Genomic DNA, 19,693 nt, shown 5'->3' on the forward strand with positions numbered 1-19,693 from the left:
AGGGACAAATCCAACGTTTCTCCATTGCCAAGCGGCGGCAGCTGGCCCTATGCTCCATTGCTTTGCGAATAGCTCTCATTCGCGGATATAGGGAAGGCATCGGAACGATGGCTGGTTCGAAGGTCAAGATCTGGGTCGGGCTGGGGACATATGTGCTGGCCAGCAGCGTCGGCGCCACCGCCTGGGCGGAAGTTCCCAAGGCCGATCACCACGGCAAGCACGGCGTGCAGGTTGCCCAGGCGACCCACGGCCATGGCGGCGAAGGGGGCGAAGGGGGTGAGGGCGGCGAAGGCGGCGAGGCCGGTTCCGACGCGCTGGCCGGACTGGACGCGGACCAGGCCTATCTTGCGAATATCGCCATGATCCGGGGTCACCTGAACGTCGGTAACGAACTCTATGCCAAGGGCCGCCCCGACGACGCCCTGCCGCACTTCCTGCACCCGGTCGAGGAGCTTTACGGCGAACTCGAAACGGTGATCAAGGAGAAGAGCGTCTCGCCGTTCAAGGCCGATCTCGAGAAGCTGTCCGGCATGGTCAAGCGGAAGGCGCCCGTTTCCGAGGTCCAGTCCCAGACCGAGGTCGTCCTGACCCGGCTGACCGACGCGACCGCCGCCGTTCCGGCCACCAAGCAGACCGACCCGGCCTTCGCCCTGCCGATCGTGATCGGCGTGCTTCGCACCGCGGCGGACGAGTACGAGGCGGCCTTCGAGGGAGAGTCGATCGCCAACCCGGTGGAATACCAGGATTCGCTGGGCTTCGCCCGCGTTGCCAACGCCTCGGTCGAGTTGCTGACCCCCTCCTTGACCGCCAAGGACGCCGATGCCGCGAACACGCTGCGGCAGGAGATGAACACCCTTCTCCAGGCGTGGCCGTCGGTCATGCCGGAGCGCAAGGCGGCCATGAGCGCCGCGGAAGTCTCCGGCCTCGTGTCCCGCATCGAGTTCGCGTCGGCCCGGCTGCGCTGAGCGACCGGCATCGGGCGGTGGAGAAACCTTCATGATACTTTGCATCGCACAGGTCCTGCCGCCCGACCTGCTGGAGGACGTCGTCCGCCGCCTGGAGGACGCGCGCTTCGTCGACGGCGCGCGGACCGCCGGCTGGCACGCCAGGCTGGTCAAGGCGAACGAGCAGCTGTCGCCGGCCGACGCGGCCCACGCCGACCTGATCCGCCGCATCAACGCGGCGATCGAGGGGCATCAGCTGTTCCAGATCGCGGCGCGGCCCAAGGCGGTGCGGCCGGTCATGATCAGCCGCTACACCGCCGGCATGGAGTACGGGACCCATGTGGACGACGCCATGATGGGCGGCATCCGCACCGACGTCTCCTTCACTCTGTTCCTCGGCGATCCCGCGTCCTACGACGGCGGGGAACTGGTGATGGAGGGAACCGGCGGCGAACAGGCCTACAAGCTCGACGCCGGCTCCATGATCCTCTACCCGTCCGGCGCGCTGCACCGCGTCGAGCCGGTCACCCGAGGCGCCCGCCTGGCCGCGGTCGGCTGGGCGCAGAGCCTCGTGCGCGATCCCGGAAAGCGGGAGATCCTGTTCGACCTGGACACCGCGCGACGCGCGATCTTCCGGCAGCAGGGCAAGACGGCGGAGTTCGACCTGATCTCCAAGAGCACCGCCAACCTGATGCGCCTCTGGGCGGAGTCCTGACCGCGCTCACCGGTCCAGGTGGCCGTAAGCCGGCTCGGTCGCGATCCGGGAGTCCTCGACCGCGGTACCGACGGTGAAGTGGTAGAGGCTCTGCCACGCCATCGCCTGGCCGTTGATGCCCAGGGTTTCATGCACCGCGTCGTCGAAATAGCAGCCGATCCCGGTGCCCGACACACCCGCGGCTGTCGCTTCCAGATACAGCACCTGGCCGATCAATCCGGCCTCCCAGAAAAGGCGCCGGTAGGCCCAGGGGCCTTCCTCGTCCAGCGTGCGCCCGAACTCCGCGACCATGCCGAGGCTGAACGCTCCCTTGCCGGCGATGGCCTGAAGGCAGCTGAGCTGCGATGCGCGCTTTTCCAGGTCGCCGCGTGCAAGCAGGAAAAGCGGCAGGTCGCTCCGCTCCCCCGCCGGCTGCCAGAGGAAGGAGGAGTCGCAGGCGGCCTTCAGATCGGAGAACGAACCCGGGTCCCGGATCAGGGCGTACAGCCCACGCTCCATCCCCTCGACCCGATGGACGAACAGGAAGAGCGCGATCCGCGCCGGCCAGGGGAAGCCGGTCCAGGGGACGTGCCGGGCATCGGGCAATGTCGCCGCGAGCATGCCGTCCAAGGCCTCCCGCGGAAGGCACTTCGAAGCATCCATGCGCATGACGCTGCGCCGGCGTCGGATCACGGCGCCGGCGGCCTCCTCCGACACCGAAGCCGGCGGTCCCGGGTGCGGCCGTGGATCCCGTGCATCGCCCGCCGGCTTGGCCGTGAAACGCAGGGCCAGATCCACCGCCGGCCAGGGATCGTGGTCATCGCTCAGGCGGTTGGCCTGCCCGTACCAGGTCCCGCCGGGATGCTGCGGAAGGATCGCGGCGCAGGGGCCGGGATGGACCAGGGCCAGCAGGTCGGGGTGCTCGCGTTCGAACCGATGTCCGGCGTCCTCGCGGTGCAGCCCGAGCCACTCCGCGACCTCGGCGTCGCCCGGCCGGGCCAGGACGGTCAGCCGCCAGCCGAGGCAGGCGGCGGCGTAGGCCAGCGATCCGATGGCGTGGCCGACATCATGCTGGCAGTACCTGAAGGCCCTCTCGCCATACTTCCATGCCTCCCGCCAGGCGATCGAGGAAAGCCCGACCATGAAGCCGCCGGGCGGCAGTTCGGGTACGGTCCCCAAGACGCAGCGCTCTTCCAGCGCGTGGGCCGCGACCGCGTAGTGGTACAGCGCCGGCGCCTCGCCGATGCCGGGAAGGGACGGCAGGACGACGTATCCTTCGGTCGGATGCAGGTTGCCGCTGGACGGGTTGTTGCGCACGGCCCACCGGGCACCGTCGACCGCCTTCCAGGCGCTCAATCCCAGCGCCAGTTCCAGGAACAGTCCCAGCGAACAGGCGTCCAGGCGGTGCGGCGGAATGTCCTCCCACCGGCCGAACGGCGGCGTCGGCCGGTCCGATTCGAGAGGCAGGTCGACCATGCGCGCGCCGTGGAAGCGGCGGAAGGGGTCGGGTTGCGACTCCCAATCCAGGAAGGCCGGGCCGAGCGCATAGCGGTGCGGCGCATGCTTGGTGCGCCGGTGATATCCCCTGATGTCGCGCGGCAGGCTGTCGTCGGGCGCGTCCATGGCGGATTCCTCGTCCGGGGTGAGCCGGGGCCGTCCCGGAATGCGGGACGGCCCCGGTCCGCCGGATCAGACCGCGTCGGCCAGGGTCGACCGGGCGAGCTGCAGGGCTTCGCCGATCGCCTCGACCTGCTCGCGGGTCAGGTTCACCAGCCGCTCGGTGACAGGCTGCGGCGGGTCCTGGGTCAGCGCCAGGTTCTCGAAGGCCGCGAGGATCTTCAGGGCTTCGGACTGGAGCAGTTCCAGGTGCTCGATTCGCTCAAGGGGGGTCCTGTTCATCATGCCGCTCCGTCATGCTGGGGTCTGGGTCGTGGAGAGATGACGTGATGCCGTCCGCCCCGTACTTTAGTCATATTACGTCGGCTTCGCGCCACGCTTTTCGACAGCTCTCCTTGCAAATGCCGTCCCGCGCCGGGAGAGTGCCCGAAAGCGCGGCGGACGCCGGGCGGGAGACGCAGAGGAGGAACCGGATGTACCGTCACCTGAGCACCCAGGACGAGATCGACCGGGAGTACAATCCCCGACTCATCGCCTCGGATGTCGACCGGGTGGTGGCGGGCTGGGTGGAGCGGAGCGCCGCGACCCGCGACGCCTGTCCGAACCGGCTGCGCCGCTCGTTCGGGCCGACGCTGGCGGAATGTCTCCATGTCTTCCCCGCCGGAGGGCCCGGTGCGCCGATCCATGTCTTCGTCCATGGCGGCTACTGGCGGGCGTTCGGAGCCGACGACTTCAGTTTCATCGCCGACTCCGGGCTGCGGCAGGGGGTTGCGACCGTGGTGGTCAATTACGACCTGTGCCCGCGAGTCCGGATCCCGGAGATCACCCGGCAGGTCCGAGGCGCGCTGGCCTGGGTCTGGCACAATGCGGCCGAGTTCGGCGGCGACCGCGGCAACATCGTGGTGTCGGGCCATTCGGCCGGCGGTCATCTGGTGGGGCGCCTGCTGGCGACCAACTGGGTGCGCGACTACGGATTGCCGGCCGACCTGATCAAGGGAGCGCTGCCGATCAGCGGGCTATTCGACCTTGAGCCGCTGCGCTGGTCGTGGCTCCAGCCGACCATCCAGCTGACAGGGGACGATATCCTGGCCGAAAGCCCCATCCGCCGGCTTCCGCCGGTTCCGATCCCCGTCGTCGCCGCGGTCGGCGGGGCGGAGAGCGCCGAGTTCCGCCGCCAGTCGCGCGCCTATGCCGACGCGCTTCGGGCCGAGGAGTCGCCCGCCGACGTCCTGGAGGTGGCGGGGCGCGACCACTTCACCATCCTCGACGACCTGGCCGACGCCGACGGGCCGCTGTGGCGGGAGGTGGAGCGCATGCTGAAACGAACCTCTTGAAGATTCAGCAGGATACCGGCAAAAAACGCCGCTAAACTGCGGCAACGAAGAAGACCGGACAGGGAGTCCCTCGTAGATGAATTCCGTATCCCGCGGCGTCGCCGCCATCCTGGCGGCAGGCTTCGCCTGTTTCGCTTCCCCCCTTTCCGCCCAGACCGGCGACGTGAAGGTCGGGATGATCACCACCCTGTCGGGTCCCGGCAGCGGGCTCGGCATCGACGTGCGCGACGGCTTCGCGCTGGCCCTGAAGGACCTGGGCGGCACGCTCGGCGGCCTGAAGGCCACGGTGATCGAGGGCGACGACCAGCAGAAGCCCGACATCGCCAAGCAGATCGCCGACCGCATGGTGGAGCGGGACGACGTGGACGTGGTGACCGGCATCATCTGGTCCAACCTGGCCCTGGCCCTGATGCCCAGCCTGGAACGGGCGGAGGTCTTCTTCCTGAGCCCGAACGCCGGTCCGTCGCAGCTGGCCGGCAAGCAGTGCAACCCGTTCTTCTTCGGCGTCGCCTACCAGAACGACGGCCAGCACGAGGCGATGGGCCAGCACATGCAGTCCCAGGGCATCAAGCGGGCCTACCTGATGGCGCCGAACTACCCGGCGGGCAAGGATGCGCTGACCGGGGTCAAGCGCTTCTTCAAGGGCGAGGTGGTCGGCGAGGTCTACACCGCGGTCGGCCAGCTCGACTACGCGGCGGAGCTGGCGCAGCTCCGCGCGGCGGCGCCGGACGGCGTCTATATCTTCTATCCCGGCGGCATGGGCATCAATTTCGTCAAGCAGTTCGAGCAGGCCGGCCTGAAGGGGAAGATCCCGCTGTTCGGGCCCGGCTTCAGCTTCAGCGAGGATTCCCTGCCGGCGATCGGCGACGCGGCGCTCGGCGTCATGAACACCGCGCAGTGGAGCGGCGACATCGACAACCCGCAGAACCGGAAGTTCGTCCAGGGCTTCGAGGCGGCCTACAACCGGCTGCCGTCGGTCTACGCGGCGCAGGCCTACGACACGGCCCTGCTGCTGGACAGCGCGGTCCGCAAGGTGGGCGGCAACCTGGCGGACAAGGACGCCCTGAGGGCGGCGCTGAAGGCGGCCGACTTCCAGTCGATCCGGGGGGACTTCAAGTTCAACGCAAACCATTTCCCGATCCAGGACTATTACCTGCGGGAGGTGGTCAAGGACGACGAGGGCCGGCTGACCAACTTGATCCGCGGCACCGTGTTCGAGGACCACGCCGATCCCTACGCGGCCGAGTGCAGGATGTGAACACGCTTCTGCTGGTGGAGCAGGGGCTGAACGGGCTTCAACTGGGCGTGATGCTGTTCCTGATGGCGGCCGGGCTGACTCTGGTCTTCGGCATCATGGACATGATCAACCTGGCGCATGGCTCGTTCTACATGGTCGGCGCCTACCTGACGGCGACCTTCGCGCCGCTGCTCGACAGCTTCGTCCTGGGCCTGCTGCTCGCGCTGCCGCTGGCGGCGCTGGTCGGCATGGCGGTGGAAATGGTGGCGTTGCGGACCCTGTACCGCCGGGAGCACCTTGACCAGGTGCTCGCCACCTTCGGCCTGATCCTGTTCTTCAACGAGCTGGTCCGGATCGTCTGGGGTCCGCAGCCGATCTTTCTGAGCCCGCCGGCGTGGCTGGCCGGCACGGTCGAGATCATTCCCGGCGTGCCCTATCCGGCGTTCCGGCTGGCGATCATCGGCGTCGGGCTGGCGGTCGCCGGCTTCCTCTACCTGCTGATCACCCGGACCCGGACCGGCATGCTGATCCGGGCCGGCGCCTCCAACCGGGAGATGCTGGGGGCGCTGGGCGTCGACGTGAAGCGGCTCTACACCCTGGTGTTCGGCCTGGGTGCCGCGCTGGCCGCCTTGGCGGGCGCCATGGCGGGGCCGATCCTGGCGGTCCAGGTCGGCATGGGCGAGAGCGTGCTGATCCTGACCTTCGTGGTGATCGTGATCGGCGGGCTGGGATCGGTGCGGGGTGCCTTGGTCGGAGCCCTGCTGGTCGGCATGGTGGACACGATGGCGCGGGCGCTGCTGCCGACGCTCCTCCGCGCCGTGATGCCGCCGTCCCAGGCGGACGGCGTGGGCGCGTCGCTGGCCTCGATGACCATCTATATCCTGATGGCCGCCGTGCTGGCCTGGAAGCCCAGGGGGCTGTTTCCGGCCCATGCCTGACTTCCGTCACCGCGAAACCTGGGCGGTCCTGATCGGCCTCGCCTTCCTGCTGGCATTGCCGCCGCTGGCTGACGCCATGGGCAAGGGATTCTACATCACCCTGTTCACCCGAATCCTGATCTTCGGGCTGGCCGCCGTCAGCCTGGACCTGATCCTCGGCTATGGCGGCATGGTCAGCTTCGGCCACGCGGCCTTCGTCGGGATCGGCGCCTACGTGGTCGGCATCCTGTCCTGGCACGTGTTCGACGGCTCGCCGGTGGTCACCTGGCCGGTCCTGGTCGAGGGAACGGAGAACGCCTTCGTCGTCTGGCCGCTGGCGGCGCTGATGGGCGGGCTGTTCGCCCTGGTGATCGGGGCGGTCAGCCTGCGGACGACCGGCATCTCCTTCATCATGATCACCCTGGCCTTCGCCCAGATGCTGTTCTATCTGGCGATCGGACTGCGCCAGTACGGCGGCGAGGACGGCATCGCTCTCTACAACAAGAGCGAGCTGGTACCCGCCCTCGACCTGTTCGACCGGACCATCTTTTACTATGTCTGCCTGGCAATCCTGGTGGCGTTCCTGGCGCTGTGCCGGCGGCTGGTCGGCAGCCGGTTCGGCATGGCGGTTCAGGGCGCCCGGATCAACGAGCGGCGGATGCGGGCGCTGGGCTTCTCACCCTATCGCCACAAGCTGACCGCCTTCGTGATCTCGGGCGCGGCCGCCGGCCTGTCCGGCGCGCTGCTGGCGAACGCCGCCGAGTTCGTCGGGCCGGCCTACATGTCGTGGCAGCGCTCCGGCGAGCTGATCGTGATGGTCGTGCTGGGCGGCATGGGATCGCTGTTCGGGCCGGTCCTGGGCGCCGCGGCCTTCCTGCTGCTGGAGGAGTGGCTGGCCGACCTGACGGAGCATTGGCAGATCTTCCTCGGCCCGATCCTGCTGCTGGTCGTGGTGTTCGCCCGGCGCGGCATCTGGGGCATCGTCGCCGGCCCGGACCGGCGGGAGCGCTAGCCGATGCTGGAGACCCGGAATCTCTGCAAGCGGTTCGGTGGGCTGGTCGCGACCGACCACGTGTCGCTCTCGATCCGGGAGGGCGAGCTTCATGCGGTGATCGGCCCCAACGGCGCCGGCAAGACGACCCTGATCGCCCAGTTGGCGGGCGAGCTGAAGCCGGACCAGGGCGCCATCCTGTTCGACGGGCGCGACGTGACCCGGCTGCCTGTCCACCGCCGGGCCGCGGCCGGGCTGGCGCGGTCGTTCCAGATCACCAGCGTCTTTCCCCGGTTCACCGCGCTCCAGAACGTGGCCCTGGCGGTCCAGGCCCATGCCGGGCACAGCTTCCGGTTCTGGCGCCGGGCCTCCCGGGACGAGGCGCTGAACGGCCCGGCGCGCGGGGCGCTGGAACTGGTCGGGCTGGGCGACCGGGCGGGCGTCCGGGCCGAGCTGCTGTCCCACGGGGAGCAGCGCCAGCTGGAAATCGCCATGGCGCTGGCGACCGGGCCGCGCATGCTTCTGCTGGACGAACCCATGGCCGGCATGGGTCCGGCGGAGGGCGCCGAGATGGTCGAGCTGCTGCGCGGGCTGAAGCGGCGCTACACCATCCTGCTGATCGAGCACGACATGGACGCGGTCTTCGCCCTGGCGGACTGGATCACCGTGCTGGTCCACGGCGCCGTGATCGCGACAGGCACGCCGGACGGGATCCGCTCCGACCCCGAGGTCCGCCGGGCCTATCTGGGCGAGGAGGCCGGCTGAGCCATGCTGACGGTCGAGGGCATCGAAACATTCTACGGCACCAGCCAGGTCCTGTTCGGCCTGTCGCTGGAGGTGGCCACCGGCGAGGTCGTGACCTTGCTGGGGCGGAACGGCATGGGCAAGACCACGACGGTCCGCTCGGTCATGGGCCTGACGCCGCCCCGCGCAGGCACCATCCGGTTCGACGGGACGGTGATCTCCGGCCTGCCGTCCTTCCGGGTGGCCCAGGCCGGGCTGGGACTGGTGCCGGAGGGGCGCCAGATCTTCGCCAACCTGACGGTGCGGGAAAACCTGGTCGCCACGGCGCGGCACGGCCCCTGGGACCTGGCCGCCATCCACGAGCTGTTCCCCCGGCTGAAGGAGCGCGGCGGCAACATGGGCAACCAGCTTTCCGGCGGCGAGCAGCAGATGCTGGCGATCGGGCGGGCATTGATGACCAACCCGCGCCTGATCATCCTGGACGAGGCGACCGAGGGGCTGGCACCGCTGATCCGGCAGGAGATCTGGCATTGCCTGGACCGGCTGAAGGCGGCCGGGCAGTCCATCCTGCTGATCGACAAGAACATCGAGCCGATGCTTCGCCTGGCCGACCGCCATTACGTCATCGAGAAGGGCCGGGTGGTCTGGTCAGGCACCTCGCCCGAGCTGGCCGCCGAGCCGGATATCCGCCAGCGCTACCTGGGCGTCTGACCGGCCCTAAGCCTCCGGCACCTCGTGGGCGCGGCCGTGCAGGCGGATCAGGGTCGCCAGGTCGGGGTGGTTGGCCGCCACCCTGGCATGGTGGCCGCGAAGCTCCCGGACCAGCGCGCCGCCCCGGCCGAGCAGGTCGTCGGCGATCCCGACCATCAGGCTGTTCGGCCAGCTCCGCGGGCGGACGCGGGAGAGTTCCTGGAATATCTCGGGCTCGCGCCCTGGATTGTTCTGGGCCATCAGGATCACGGCGGTGGCGGTCGAGCGCGAGACACCGGCGTGGCAATGGATCAGCAGCTGGTCGGCTTTCTCCGCCAGCAGTTCCTCGCCCAGCTTCAAGATCTTGCGGACATCCCGCTCGCACGGGACGGTCATGCCCGGCCCGGGCTGGAGGGTGTCGTCGAAGCGCCAGAGCACCCGGCGGTGCGGCAGGTAGGCCGTGAAATCCTCCGGATCGGCCCGCTCCGGGTCGAGGATCGAGACCACGTGCGTGAAGCCGCCCTGGGCATGGCCCGCCAGCTCGTCGAGGCCGCAGATGGTGATGCGGTAGGGAAGCAGGGGCGTCGTGATGTCGGTGGTCATCGGTCCGGACGGCTTTCGGCAGTGATTGGGGCGGTCGGGGCTGCGGGAGGAAGCTGGCGCGTTCCGCGGCCAAGGTCAACCTTGCACGACGGGCGCCATGCATGTTCAATCCCCGGAAGAGCCGGGGAGGACAGCGGAATGAACGAATGGATCAGCCGGGCGCGGGCCGCCTGCGTCGCCGTGGCGATCGGAGCGGCGGCAGGGGCGGCACCGGCGCTCGCCGACCGCGACGGCGACCCGCCGCACCAACGCTTCGAGCTGGGCGATTTCCAGCTGGAGAACGGGCAGGTGATCGAGAGCGGCTTCCTGACATACGTCACCCACGGCACGCTGAACGAGCAGGAAAGCAACGCCGTCCTGGTGCTTCCGGCGCTGATGGCGACCCATCACCGGCATGATTTCCTGATCGGCCCGGGCAAGGCGCTGGACCCGGAGAAGTTCTTCATCATCGCGGCGGACACGCTGGGCAACGGCCGCGCGATCTCGCCCAGCAACAGCGAGACCCAGCCCGGCATCTCCTTTCCCCAGTTCTCGATCCGCGACATGGTCGCCGCCCAGCACCGGCTGGTGACCGAAGGGCTCGGCCTGGAGCGCCTGCTGGCGGTCGTCGGCCTGTCCATGGGCGGCATGCAGGCGTACCAGTGGGCCGTCAGCCATCCCGACACCATGGCGGCGATCGTGCCGATCGTGTCCATGGGCCGCACCTCGCCCTGGGTCACCGCCATCTGGGAGAGCCAGCGGCAGGCGATCATGGCCGACGCCGCCTGGGCCGGCGGCGACTATGTCGAGCAGCCGACGCAAGGGTTGCGTGCCGCGGCGGCGGCCCTGGAGATCTGGACCCGGCACTGGGACGGCGTGGACCGGCAGTTCGAGGACAACGGCTCGGTGATCGAGTGGCTGGACGCCCGCACCGCGGAGACGGCCAAGGCATGGGATGCCAACGACTTCATCTATCAGACCCGGGCCGAGGACCTTCACGACATCGCCGCGGGCGGCGACTACGCGGCGGCGTTCCGCAGGATCCAGGCGCGGGCGCTGCTGATGCCCGGCACCCGCGACCTGCTGCACCCGGCGGCGGACGCCCGGTTCGCCGCGAAGCACATACCCAGGTCGGTCCTCGTCGAGATCGAGTCGGACCAGGGGCACATGGCGAGCGGCATCGTTCCCGAGGACGTCGAGTTCGTCAACGACGCGATCAGGCGGTTCCTCAACGAGGTGCTGAGCGACCTCGTCAAGATATGAGGACCGGAACGGCGGGCATTCCGGCGTGTTATGGAGGGGAGACCTTCAACGCGGAGGAATTGCCATGCGAACGAAGATGGATGAACTGCGGGAGTTCCGGCTGACCGGACCGATCCCGCCGACGCCCGGCCAGCCCGAGCCGGACAACCCGGCCGACCCCGACGCGCCGCCGCCGATCGACGAGCCGCCGGCCCCGATCCCGGTGCCGCCGGTCCATAATCCGCCGGGACCCCTGACTTGACGGCGTGACGACGGCGGGAGCCGGACCTCCCGGCCATGTCGCATATTGCCGCGCGGAACGGCATCTGCTTTGGTAGGGACCTCTCCAGCCTTTCCGCAGAACCGGACCCATCCCATGTTTTCCGTCGCTCCCGTCCTGGACCATCTCGACCGTGATTTCGACGCCGCCGTCGGCCGGCTGTGCGACCTGTTGCGCATCCGCAGCGTCAGCACGGATCCTGCCTATGCGGGCGAGACCCGGCAGGCGGCGCAGTGGCTGGCCGACCAGCTGACCGGCATGGGATTCGAGGCGAGCCTGCGCGACACCCCCGGCCACCCGATGGTGGTGGCGCACCATCCGGGGCCGGAGGGTGCGACCGGTCCTCACTTGCTCTACTACGGCCACTACGACGTGCAGCCGCCCGAGCCGCTGGAACTGTGGAACAGCCCGCCGTTCGAGCCGACCGTCGTGGACGCCAGGCATGGCAAGCGGGTGGTGGCCCGGGGAGCCGTGGACGACAAGGGCCAGGTCATGACCTTCATCGAGGCGTTCCGCGCCTGGCATGCCGTCCACGGGACGATGCCGGCCCGGATCACCGTCCTGCTGGAGGGCGAGGAGGAGACCGGCAGCCCCAACCTCGTCCCGTTCCTGGAGGCGAACAAGGCTGAGCTGCGCGCCGATGTCTGCGTGGTGACCGACACCAACAGCTGGAACATCGAGACCCCCGCGATCACCTGCATGCTCCGCGGCATGCTCTACCTGGAGGTGACGCTGCACGGGCCGAGCCACGACCTGCATTCCGGCATGTATGGCGGCGCCGTGCTGAACCCTAACAATGCCCTGGTCCGAATCCTGGGGCAGATCCACGACGAGGCCGGGCGCGTGCAGTTCCCCGGCTTCTACGACGACGTGGTGCCCCTGTCGGAAGCGGAGCGGGAGCAGTGGCGCGGCCTGGGGTTCGACGAATCCGGCTTCCTGGCCGGCGTGGGCCTGAAGACCCCGCGCGGCGAGGAGGGCTGGAGCACCCTGGAGCGGGTCTGGGCTCGGCCGACCTGCGACATCAACGGGATGTGGGGCGGCTACACCGGAGCCGGATCCAAGACGGTGATCCCGGCCCAGGCCTCGGCCAAGTTCAGCTGCCGGCTGGTCGCGGGGCAGGACCCGAAGAAGATCCTGGCGGGCATCTGGGAGTTCCTCGACGCGCGCACCCCGGCCGATTGCCGGTGGGAGATCAAGACCTTCGGCAATTCGCCGGCCATCAAGGTGCCGGCGGAGCAGCCGCTGATGCAAAAGGCCATGGCGGGGCTGGCCGACATCTACGGCAGGCCGCCGGTGCTGATCGGGTCGGGCGGGTCGATCCCGGTGGTGGGATACATCCAGCAGATCCTGGGGTTCGACAGCATCCTGGTCGGCTTCGGGCTGGAGGACGACCTGATCCATTCGCCCAACGAGAAGTTCGAGCTGAAGTGCTACCGCAACGGCATGCGCTCCCACGCCGCCATCCTGGCCCGGATGGCGGAGGGCTGAAGCCGATCAGGGTTCGTGGAGGCGGGTGCCGTAGGGGTTGTGGACCGGCTCGATCACGTTGAGGTGGACGAGCCGGGCGAAGATCGACACCGGCGTCCGCAGGAACAGCTCCAGGATGTCCAGCACGGCGGCGCCCTCCCGCCACATCCGGAGCAGGCGTTCGTCCTGTTCCGGAGTCCAGGGCTGACCGCGCCGCAAGGGTTCCGGGCAGCGGTCGCGGCGGACCTTCTGGAGCCGGGGATCGATCGCCTTGCGCGCCGCCTTGAGCGCGGCCTTCTCCCGGTTGATTTCGGCCCGGACGGCGCGGCGCTCCTCCGCCGTCAGGTCGGGCAGGGTCTCCAGCCAGCCGTGGACGGTCCGGCAGGCGAGCGCGTCGGCTGCCGCCCGGTGCCACGGCCCGGCGGCGACATGGCCGGCGCGCTCGGCGGCCAGCGACAGCTTGAGCGCATAGCCCAGCTTGGCGCGGCAGAGATTGACCGTGCAGGTGCTCTCCGCGATGCCGGCCGCCGCCTCGCCGACCACGGCCAGGTCGAACTGCGCGTTGTGGGCGACGAAACGGGCGCCTTCCAGGATGCGGGTCAGTTCGGGCCGGATATCGTCCCAGGTCGGAGCCTGGGCCACCATCTCGTCGGTGATGCCGTGGATCTGGGTGCAGAACGGTGCGATCGGGTGTATCGGGTTGACCAGCTGGTCCATCAGGACGGTGCCGTCCTGGTCGATCACCGCGATTTCCACGAGGCCGGCGGGACCGTTCCTGACCCCGCTGGTTTCGGTATCGACGTAGAGAGTCCTCATCAAGCTTCCCGCTTCCGTGTGATGTCGGAATATTTAGTCGGAGTCACGCCGTTTCGGAACCGGATGTTGGCACCGGCCTGCGATGGAAGGGACAGGCCGCCGTCCGGCTCAACGATTGACGTTTAACGCGCAGCGTTATATCGTCACCGGATGATAAAGAGTTTCCGTGACAAGACCACCGAGGAGCTTTTCCGGCTCGGATCTGCCAGGAGATTTTCTTCAATTTCGAAGGTGGCCTTGCGTAAACTCGACATGATCAATGCCGCGATCGCACTGGATGATCTTCGCAGCCCTCCCGGCAACAGGCTGGAAGCGTTGAAGGGAGATCGTTACGGGCAACACAGTATTCGCATAAATGAACAATGGCGCATCTGCTTCCGATGGAGTGGCGACGGTGCCGACGACGTGGAGATCGTGGATTATCAATGATGATCATCAGCCTGGAGGGTACATGAGACTGAAGACCCACCCTGGAGAAGTATTGCGCGAAGAGTTCCTGGCTCCCCTTGGGCTATCGGCGAATGCGCTTGCCACGGCGTTGCGTGTGCCCGTCACGCGTATCAGTGAAATCATACACGAGCGACGCGCCGTCACGGCCGATACGGCTCTGCGCCTGGGTCGCTACTTCGGCACGTCACCCGAGTTCTGGATGAATCTTCAGCAAGCCTACGACTTGTCCGTCGCAGCCAGGGATCGCGGCGGCGATATAGAACGTGACGTCCAGCCGCGGGCGGCGTAGCGAGCCGTAACCCTTACGGACCCGGAGCATTCCTCATGTCGTCCGCCCCCGCGGCGCATGCCGCCCATGAACCGGTGCGACTGGACATACCAGTCCGTCCTGGTCCAGATTAGCGGCCGAACCGAAGCGCCTGGGGACATCGCGATGCCGGCCGAAACCTTCCTGCCTCCCGCGGCCGATCTGCCGAAGGCCGATATCTATGACGATCTGAAGTCCCAACTCGACGGGCTGATGGCGGGGGAGACGGACCTGGTCGCCAACGCCGCCAACATGGCGGCCGTGATCTATCACGGTCTGTCGGAACTGAACTGGGCCGGTTTCTATTTCATGAAGGACGGCGGGCTGGTGCTCGGGCCGTTCCAGGGGAAGCCGGCCTGTATCCGGATCCCGGTCGGCAAGGGCGTCTGCGGGACGGCGGTCGAGCAGGGCGTCAGCCAGGTGGTGCCGGACGTCCACGCCTTTCCCGGACACATCGCCTGCGACGCCGCCTCGCGGTCGGAGCTGGTGGTGCCGATCCGCGTGGGCGGCCGGGTGATCGGGGTGCTGGACCTGGACAGCCCGGTGCCGGGACGGTTCGACGAGCAGGACAGGGCCGGGTGCGAGGCTTTGGTAGCGGTGCTTGTCGACCATATAGGATAAGCAAGAGGGATCAACGGAGGCGACTGCAAAGCCCTCCGGAGGGAATCGATCAGGAGGGAACGGGAATGTCCGATGTACAGCCGCTGACGATCCGTCTGAGCGCCGCGGACAATGTGGTGGTGGCGCGCGTCAACATGCTGCCGGGGGCGCCGATCGGGGTCGGCGAGGTGGCATGCCGGGGACAGGTGCCGCGCGGGCACAAGATCGCGATCGAGCCGATCGCGGCCGGCGAGCCGATCCGCAAGTACAACCAGATCATCGGCTTCGCGACGGTGGACATCGCCGCCGGCGACCATGTCCATGTCCATAACGTCGAGATGCACGATTTCGCGCGCGACTACGCGTTCGGCGCCGACGTCAAGCCGGTCGATTACGTGCCGGAGGCCGAGCGGGCCACCTTCATGGGCTTCAAGCGGGCCAACGGGAAGGTCGGCACGCGCAACTATATCGGCGTGCTGTCCAGCGTGAACTGCTCGGCCACCGTGTCGCGCTACATCGCGGCGGAGTTCGAGAAACCGGGCGCGCTCGATGCCTTCCCCAACGTGGACGGCGTCGTCGCGATCACCCATTCCACCGGCTGCGGCATGGCCGACAGCGGGGAAGGCTACGCGAACCTCCAGCGGACCCTGTGGGGTTATGCCCGCAATCCCAACTTCGCGGGCGTCCTGCTGGTCGGGCTCGGCTGCGAAGTCAACCAGATCGATTTCCTGCTGGAAGCCTACGGCATCGAGCGCGGGCCGATGTTCCAGACCATGAACATCCAGGGGCTGGGCGGCACGCGGCGGACCATCGAGTTCTGCCGGCAGCGCGTGATGGAGATGCTGCCGCTGGCGAACGAGTTCACCCGCACCCCGCAGCCGGCCAGCGAGCTGCTGGTGGCCCTCCAGTGCGGCGGTTCCGACGGCTATTCCGGGATCTCGGCCAACCCCGCGCTGGGCGCCGCGGTCGATATCCTGGTGCGCCACGGCGGCACCGCGGTGCTGAGCGAGACGCCGGAGGTCTACGGCGCCGAGCACCTGCTGACCCGCCGCGCGGTCAGCCGCAAGGTCGGCGAGAAGCTGGTCGAGCGCATCCGCTGGTGGGAGGGCTACACCGCCCGCAACGGCGGCGAGATGAACAACAACCCGTCCCCCGGCAACAAGGCCGGCGGATTGACCACCATCCTGGAAAAGTCGCTGGGGGCGACCGCCAAGGGCGGCACCACCAACCTGGTGGAGGTCTACAAATACGCGGAGCCGATCACGGCCAAGGGCTTCGTCTTCATGGACACGCCCGGCTACGACCCGGCGTCGGCGACCGGCCAGGTGGCGGGCGGGGCCAACGTCGTCTGCTTCACCACCGGGCGCGGCTCGGTGTCGGGGTTCAAGCCGGCGCCCTGCATCAAGCTGGCGACCAACACGACCATGTACGAGCACATGGAAGAAGACATGGACATCAACTGCGGGACCGTCGCCGACGGCTTGGAGACGGTCGAGCAGGCTGGTGAGAAGATCTTCCGGAAGATTCTGGAAGTGGCGTCGGGTACGCCGACCAAGAGCGAGGCCCAGGGCTTCGGAGACAACGAATTCGTGCCGTGGCAGATCGGCGCGGTAATGTGAAATCCTGGACCAGAAAAGAAGTGGAGAACCAGACACCATGAAGCTGTTGCGCTATGGCCCGCCCGGTGCGGAGAAGCCCGGTATCCTGGACGCCGAAGGCCGCATCCGCGACCTGTCCGGCGTGATCGACGACATCGGGCCGGCGACGCTGGACGATGCCTCGCTCGATCGCCTGCGCGCGATCGACCCGACGACGCTGCCGCCGGTGGAGGGCAATCCCCGCATCGGCCCCTGCGTCGGCAACGTGTCGAAGTTCCTGTGCATCGGGCTGAACTATGCCGACCACGCCGCGGAGTCCAACCTGCCGGTCCCGCCCGAGCCGGTGATGTTCATGAAGGCGCCGTCCGCCATCTGCGGCCCGAACGACACCGTGATCATCCCCAAGAACAGCACCAAGCCGGACTGGGAAGTCGAGCTGGGCATCGTCATCGGCAAGAAGGCCCAGTATGTCGAGGAGGCCGACGCGCTGGACTATGTCGCCGGCTACTGCGTGGTCAACGACGTGTCCGAGCGGGCCTTCCAGATCGAGCGGTCCGGCCAGTGGGTCAAGGGCAAGAGCGCCGACACCTTCGGCCCGATCGGCCCCTGGATGGTGACCCGCGACGAGGTTCCCGACCCTCAGAAGCTGAAGCTTTGGCTGGAGATCGACGGCAAGCGGTTCCAGGACGGCACGACCGAGACCATGGTCTACGGTGTTCGCCACCTGGTGCATTACTGCAGCCAGTTCATGACGCTGCTGCCGGGCGACATCATCTCCACCGGGACGCCGCCGGGCGTCGGCATGGGGCAGAAGCCGCAGGTGTGGCTGAAGCCGGGCAACACCATGCGCCTGGGCGTCGAGGGGCTGGGCGAGCAGGTCCAGAAGGTCGAGGCCTATTCGGGCAAGTGACGGCCGGCCGCTTCAGCCCTCTGGGGGGTTGAAGCGGATCAGGGCCCGGCGGGGCAGGAAACGCGGGTTGTTCCGCTGGCGCTCGGAGAAGGGAGTCAGCGGGTCCCGATCGACGTTCGGGTTCTCCGACACGATGCCGGTGGTGCGGAAGTCGAAGAAGCTGGCGTTGATCGTGAAGTCGGGCAGGCGCCAGACGATCCTGACGGCGCTGGGCACGGCGATATCGCCGTCCCGTGCCGTCTGCTCCGGTTCGCCATAGCGGTCGGTCAGTGCCCGGACGATATCGTCGAACACCACGGGCGTCGCCTGCCGGCCGCGCCGTTCCAGCAGGATCTGCCCCAGGCCGCCGGTCCGGCGGTCGATCTGGAGGAACGCGCGGAACGGAATGCCGCCGACCTCGACATCCTCGACGGTGGTTTCCGAATAGTAGCGGCCGAAGTCCCAGCGGCCCGGCAAAGGGTTCGCGGACCGGCCCAGGGCGTCGGAAAGCTCGCCCGGGCTCATGCCCCAGCGGACACGGCCGAGGGTCTCCAGGTCGTCGGCCAGGGCGGCGCATTGCAGGGTCGAGGCCACGAGAAGCACCGCGGCCAGGCGGGCGATCACCGCCGCTCCCCCGACGATCGTTCGTAGAATCCGGCGACATCCTCGTTCATCAGGCGGCGCTGCTCGGGCCGCATATACATCATGTGACCGCCCGGGTAGGTCTTGACCGCCAGGTTCGCCTTGACCTCGGCCGGAAGGCGGAGCTGGTCGATCAGCCAGCGCGACGCCAGGTAAGGCGTCACCAGGTCGGTGATGCCGTGGGTCACCAGGACATGCATGTCGGGATTGACGGCCAGCGCCTCCTGGAGGTCGTCCGTCGCCCCGACATAGCCCTGCTGCCGGCCGAGGTCCCAACTCCACTCGCCTGAGACGCGGCGGTTCAGCAGCCGGTAGGGGACTTCGGTCTCGAAGCCCAACTCCGTGCGGACATAATCGTTGAACACGGCGGAATAGGGAGCGATGAGAGCGTCCAGGAAGGGGTCGGACCCGACCGACTGGCGTTCGGGACTGGGGTCGGGGGTCCGGATCGTCCCGTCGTAGAGGCTGACCACGCGCCCCGGTTCCTGCGGCAACTCCTTTGCGAAAAGCTGGATCGGCAATTTGGCGCGGAACCGCTCCACCACCTCCACCGGCAGGCCGGTCAGCCGGGCGACGCGGGCGTGGAAGGCCTTGGCCTCCTCGCTGTCCGGCGCGCGCATCGAGGCGAGGCCGACCAGATAGTCGTCGAGCGCGAAGCGTTCCGCCTCCTCCGGGGAGGTTCCGTCGCCCCGCCCGAGCGCCTGGGCCGAGGCGGCCATGGAGGGAAGGGTCATGGCCCAGCCGAGCAGGTCGAAGTCGCCGCCGCGCAGCAGCGAGAACTCCAGCGCCGGGGAGACCAGGATCAGTCCGTTCAGCGCGATCCCGGCGTCCCGCTGCAGGTGGCGGGCCATCATGACCGCCCGGAAGCCGCCATAGCTCTCGCCGGCGATGTATTTGGGCGAAGCCCAGCGGCCGTTGCGGGCCAGCCAGAGCCTGACGATCTCCGACATGCTGGAGACATCGCCCTGCACCCCGAAGAATCGCTTTTCCGCGTCCTCCTCCTTGCCGGTCGCGCGCGAGAAGCCGGTGCCGACCGGATCGACGAACACGAGGTCGGTGAAGGCCAGCCAGGTTTCCGGATTGTCCTGGAGCCGCGCCGGCGGAGGCGTCAGCGTCCCGTCGGCGTTCGTGACCAGCACCTTGGGACCGACCACGCCCAGATGCAGGAAGGCGGAGGCGGCCCCGGGGCCGCCGTTGAACAGGAAGGTCACCGGGCGGGCGGCGCGGTCGGCATCGCGCGCGGTGTAGGAGGCGACGAAGATGCGGGCCGTGGTCTCCCCCTGGCCGTTCACGATCGGCATCATCTCCGCCGTGGCGGCGTAGTCGAGCCGACGGCCCGGCAGATCGAGCGCCAACTCCTTGCGCGCCGGGGCTGCATCGGGCGCGGGAGCGGACGCCGGGGCAGGAGTCGTTCCCGGGGTCGGGGTTGCCGCCTCGTCCGCTTCCTCGGGTATCGGCGGCGGCACCTCCTGGGCCATGACGGGCATTCCGGCCAGCAGCCAGGAGGCGGTCAGGGCGGCGGCAAAGAGCCGGCGGGAAGAGGGGGACGGGATCTGGAGCATTCCGGGACCTTCGCTGACTGGCTGCGACGACGGGTTCTTGGGAAACTCAACCTTCCGGGGCGCGGGAGGATCCGGCGCCCCGGTCACAAT

Annotated in this window: 22 protein-coding genes; 16 read left to right on the forward strand and 6 right to left on the reverse strand. The window is 68.4% G+C overall.

From position 1 onward, the window contains the following. Positions 1 to 107: 107 nt before the first annotated feature. Positions 108 to 965, forward strand: a complete 858-nt coding sequence (locus IGS68_RS12130; protein ID WP_201080298.1) for a hypothetical protein — start codon at positions 108 to 110, stop codon at positions 963 to 965. Between the two features lie 31 nt (positions 966 to 996). Next, on the forward strand, positions 997 to 1,659 hold the full coding sequence (locus IGS68_RS12135; protein WP_201080300.1) for a Fe2+-dependent dioxygenase: 663 nt from the start codon (positions 997 to 999) through the stop codon (positions 1,657 to 1,659). A gap of 6 nt (positions 1,660 to 1,665) precedes the next feature. Here the strand turns inward: IGS68_RS12135 and IGS68_RS12140 are convergent, their stop codons facing one another. Further along, on the reverse strand, positions 1,666 to 3,261 hold the full coding sequence (locus tag IGS68_RS12140; protein WP_201080302.1) for a SagB/ThcOx family dehydrogenase: 1,596 nt from the start codon (positions 3,259 to 3,261) through the stop codon (positions 1,666 to 1,668). A gap of 66 nt (positions 3,262 to 3,327) precedes the next feature. After that, the gene (locus tag IGS68_RS12145; RefSeq protein WP_201080304.1) at positions 3,328 to 3,540 is read right to left on the reverse strand and encodes a hypothetical protein; all 213 of its coding nucleotides are present in this window, start codon (positions 3,538 to 3,540) and stop codon (positions 3,328 to 3,330) included. A 188-nt stretch (positions 3,541 to 3,728) separates the two neighbouring features. On the opposite strand from IGS68_RS12145, the gene IGS68_RS12150 reads away from it, so the two are divergent. The 6 genes from IGS68_RS12150 (at position 3,729) to IGS68_RS12175 (ending at position 9,189) form a co-directional block, all read left to right on the forward strand. Further along, entirely contained in the window at positions 3,729 to 4,589 is an 861-nt protein-coding gene (locus IGS68_RS12150) for an alpha/beta hydrolase (RefSeq protein ID WP_201080306.1), read from the forward strand. A 76-nt stretch (positions 4,590 to 4,665) separates the two neighbouring features. Further along, a complete protein-coding gene (locus IGS68_RS12155) occupies positions 4,666 to 5,847 on the forward strand; it encodes an ABC transporter substrate-binding protein (RefSeq protein ID WP_201080308.1) in 1,182 nt (393 codons plus the stop codon). Further along, positions 5,844 to 6,764: a branched-chain amino acid ABC transporter permease gene (locus IGS68_RS12160; protein WP_201080310.1), complete on the forward strand. Its 921-nt coding sequence runs from the start codon at positions 5,844 to 5,846 to the stop codon at positions 6,762 to 6,764. Before IGS68_RS12155 ends, IGS68_RS12160 begins: the two co-directional genes overlap by 4 nt. After that, a complete protein-coding gene (locus tag IGS68_RS12165) occupies positions 6,757 to 7,755 on the forward strand; it encodes a branched-chain amino acid ABC transporter permease (RefSeq protein ID WP_201080312.1) in 999 nt (332 codons plus the stop codon). Before IGS68_RS12160 ends, IGS68_RS12165 begins: the two co-directional genes overlap by 8 nt. Before the next feature lie 3 nt (positions 7,756 to 7,758). Then, positions 7,759 to 8,499, forward strand: a complete 741-nt coding sequence (locus tag IGS68_RS12170; protein WP_201080314.1) for an ABC transporter ATP-binding protein — start codon at positions 7,759 to 7,761, stop codon at positions 8,497 to 8,499. A 3-nt stretch (positions 8,500 to 8,502) separates the two neighbouring features. Continuing rightward, positions 8,503 to 9,189 (forward strand): ABC transporter ATP-binding protein, encoded by a 687-nt coding sequence (locus tag IGS68_RS12175; protein WP_201080316.1) that lies wholly within the window; start codon positions 8,503 to 8,505, stop codon positions 9,187 to 9,189. Between the two features lie 6 nt (positions 9,190 to 9,195). Here IGS68_RS12175 and IGS68_RS12180 read toward each other — a convergent pair whose 3' ends face one another. Continuing rightward, on the reverse strand, positions 9,196 to 9,771 hold the full coding sequence (locus IGS68_RS12180) for a tyrosine phosphatase family protein (RefSeq protein ID WP_201080318.1): 576 nt from the start codon (positions 9,769 to 9,771) through the stop codon (positions 9,196 to 9,198). Positions 9,772 to 9,909: 138 nt separating this feature from the next. On the opposite strand from IGS68_RS12180, the gene IGS68_RS12185 reads away from it, so the two are divergent. From IGS68_RS12185 to IGS68_RS12195, 3 genes are all read left to right on the forward strand, one after another. Next, positions 9,910 to 11,013, forward strand: coding sequence for an alpha/beta fold hydrolase (locus IGS68_RS12185; RefSeq protein ID WP_201080320.1), 1,104 nt, complete (start codon positions 9,910 to 9,912; stop codon positions 11,011 to 11,013). 64 nt (positions 11,014 to 11,077) lie between these two features. Further along, positions 11,078 to 11,254: a hypothetical protein gene (locus tag IGS68_RS12190; RefSeq protein WP_201081744.1), complete on the forward strand. Its 177-nt coding sequence runs from the start codon at positions 11,078 to 11,080 to the stop codon at positions 11,252 to 11,254. A gap of 114 nt (positions 11,255 to 11,368) precedes the next feature. Further along, positions 11,369 to 12,760, forward strand: coding sequence for a dipeptidase (locus tag IGS68_RS12195; protein ID WP_201080322.1), 1,392 nt, complete (start codon positions 11,369 to 11,371; stop codon positions 12,758 to 12,760). Positions 12,761 to 12,766: 6 nt separating this feature from the next. Here the strand turns inward: IGS68_RS12195 and IGS68_RS12200 are convergent, their stop codons facing one another. Next, positions 12,767 to 13,555, reverse strand: coding sequence for a 3'-5' exonuclease (locus tag IGS68_RS12200; protein ID WP_201080324.1), 789 nt, complete (start codon positions 13,553 to 13,555; stop codon positions 12,767 to 12,769). Between the two features lie 153 nt (positions 13,556 to 13,708). Here IGS68_RS12200 and IGS68_RS12205 point away from each other — a divergent pair, with 153 nt between their 5' ends. The 5 genes from IGS68_RS12205 to IGS68_RS12225 all read left to right on the forward strand — a co-directional run bounded on the left by IGS68_RS12205 (position 13,709) and on the right by IGS68_RS12225 (position 17,420). Beyond that, positions 13,709 to 13,984: a type II toxin-antitoxin system RelE/ParE family toxin gene (locus tag IGS68_RS12205; RefSeq protein WP_459559361.1), complete on the forward strand. Its 276-nt coding sequence runs from the start codon at positions 13,709 to 13,711 to the stop codon at positions 13,982 to 13,984. Positions 13,985 to 14,006: 22 nt separating this feature from the next. After that, on the forward strand, positions 14,007 to 14,294 hold the full coding sequence (locus IGS68_RS12210) for a HigA family addiction module antitoxin (protein ID WP_201080328.1): 288 nt from the start codon (positions 14,007 to 14,009) through the stop codon (positions 14,292 to 14,294). A 144-nt stretch (positions 14,295 to 14,438) separates the two neighbouring features. After that, positions 14,439 to 14,933 (forward strand): GAF domain-containing protein, encoded by a 495-nt coding sequence (locus IGS68_RS12215; protein ID WP_201080330.1) that lies wholly within the window; start codon positions 14,439 to 14,441, stop codon positions 14,931 to 14,933. Between the two features lie 65 nt (positions 14,934 to 14,998). Continuing rightward, the gene (locus tag IGS68_RS12220; protein ID WP_201080332.1) at positions 14,999 to 16,531 is read left to right on the forward strand and encodes a UxaA family hydrolase; all 1,533 of its coding nucleotides are present in this window, start codon (positions 14,999 to 15,001) and stop codon (positions 16,529 to 16,531) included. A 37-nt stretch (positions 16,532 to 16,568) separates the two neighbouring features. Then, positions 16,569 to 17,420, forward strand: a complete 852-nt coding sequence (locus tag IGS68_RS12225; protein WP_201080333.1) for an ureidoglycolate lyase — start codon at positions 16,569 to 16,571, stop codon at positions 17,418 to 17,420. Positions 17,421 to 17,432: 12 nt separating this feature from the next. Here the strand turns inward: IGS68_RS12225 and IGS68_RS12230 are convergent, their stop codons facing one another. Together IGS68_RS12230 and IGS68_RS12235 are read right to left on the reverse strand one after the other, a co-directional pair. Further along, entirely contained in the window at positions 17,433 to 18,023 is a 591-nt protein-coding gene (locus IGS68_RS12230) for a hypothetical protein (RefSeq protein WP_201080335.1), read from the reverse strand. Further along, a complete protein-coding gene (locus IGS68_RS12235; RefSeq protein WP_201080337.1) occupies positions 18,020 to 19,603 on the reverse strand; it encodes a S10 family peptidase in 1,584 nt (527 codons plus the stop codon). Before IGS68_RS12235 ends, IGS68_RS12230 begins: the two co-directional genes overlap by 4 nt. Between the last annotated feature and the right edge of the window lie 90 nt (positions 19,604 to 19,693).

It is taken from the genome of Skermanella sp. TT6, assembly GCF_016653635.2.
Lineage (GTDB): Bacteria > Pseudomonadota > Alphaproteobacteria > Azospirillales > Azospirillaceae > Skermanella > Skermanella cutis.

Excerpts from the sequence above, each read along its gene's own strand:
- IGS68_RS12130 (WP_201080298.1), top strand. The coding sequence starts at position 108 with ATGGCTGGTTCGAAGGTCAAGATCTGGGTCGGGCTGGGGACATATGTG.
- IGS68_RS12135 (WP_201080300.1), top strand. The coding sequence starts at position 997 with ATGATACTTTGCATCGCACAGGTCCTGCCGCCCGACCTGCTGGAGGAC.
- IGS68_RS12140 (WP_201080302.1), bottom strand. The coding sequence starts at position 3,261 with ATGGACGCGCCCGACGACAGCCTGCCGCGCGACATCAGGGGATATCAC.
- IGS68_RS12145 (WP_201080304.1), bottom strand. The coding sequence starts at position 3,540 with ATGATGAACAGGACCCCCCTTGAGCGAATCGAGCACCTGGAACTGCTC.
- IGS68_RS12150 (WP_201080306.1), top strand. The coding sequence starts at position 3,729 with ATGTACCGTCACCTGAGCACCCAGGACGAGATCGACCGGGAGTACAAT.
- IGS68_RS12155 (WP_201080308.1), top strand. The coding sequence starts at position 4,666 with ATGAATTCCGTATCCCGCGGCGTCGCCGCCATCCTGGCGGCAGGCTTC.
- IGS68_RS12165 (WP_201080312.1), top strand. The coding sequence starts at position 6,757 with ATGCCTGACTTCCGTCACCGCGAAACCTGGGCGGTCCTGATCGGCCTC.
- IGS68_RS12170 (WP_201080314.1), top strand. The coding sequence starts at position 7,759 with ATGCTGGAGACCCGGAATCTCTGCAAGCGGTTCGGTGGGCTGGTCGCG.
- IGS68_RS12175 (WP_201080316.1), top strand. The coding sequence starts at position 8,503 with ATGCTGACGGTCGAGGGCATCGAAACATTCTACGGCACCAGCCAGGTC.
- IGS68_RS12180 (WP_201080318.1), bottom strand. The coding sequence starts at position 9,771 with ATGACCACCGACATCACGACGCCCCTGCTTCCCTACCGCATCACCATC.
- IGS68_RS12185 (WP_201080320.1), top strand. The coding sequence starts at position 9,910 with ATGAACGAATGGATCAGCCGGGCGCGGGCCGCCTGCGTCGCCGTGGCG.
- IGS68_RS12190 (WP_201081744.1), top strand. The coding sequence starts at position 11,078 with ATGCGAACGAAGATGGATGAACTGCGGGAGTTCCGGCTGACCGGACCG.
- IGS68_RS12195 (WP_201080322.1), top strand. The coding sequence starts at position 11,369 with ATGTTTTCCGTCGCTCCCGTCCTGGACCATCTCGACCGTGATTTCGAC.
- IGS68_RS12200 (WP_201080324.1), bottom strand. The coding sequence starts at position 13,555 with ATGAGGACTCTCTACGTCGATACCGAAACCAGCGGGGTCAGGAACGGT.
- IGS68_RS12210 (WP_201080328.1), top strand. The coding sequence starts at position 14,007 with ATGAGACTGAAGACCCACCCTGGAGAAGTATTGCGCGAAGAGTTCCTG.
- IGS68_RS12215 (WP_201080330.1), top strand. The coding sequence starts at position 14,439 with ATGCCGGCCGAAACCTTCCTGCCTCCCGCGGCCGATCTGCCGAAGGCC.
- IGS68_RS12220 (WP_201080332.1), top strand. The coding sequence starts at position 14,999 with ATGTCCGATGTACAGCCGCTGACGATCCGTCTGAGCGCCGCGGACAAT.
- IGS68_RS12225 (WP_201080333.1), top strand. The coding sequence starts at position 16,569 with ATGAAGCTGTTGCGCTATGGCCCGCCCGGTGCGGAGAAGCCCGGTATC.
- IGS68_RS12235 (WP_201080337.1), bottom strand. The coding sequence starts at position 19,603 with ATGCTCCAGATCCCGTCCCCCTCTTCCCGCCGGCTCTTTGCCGCCGCC.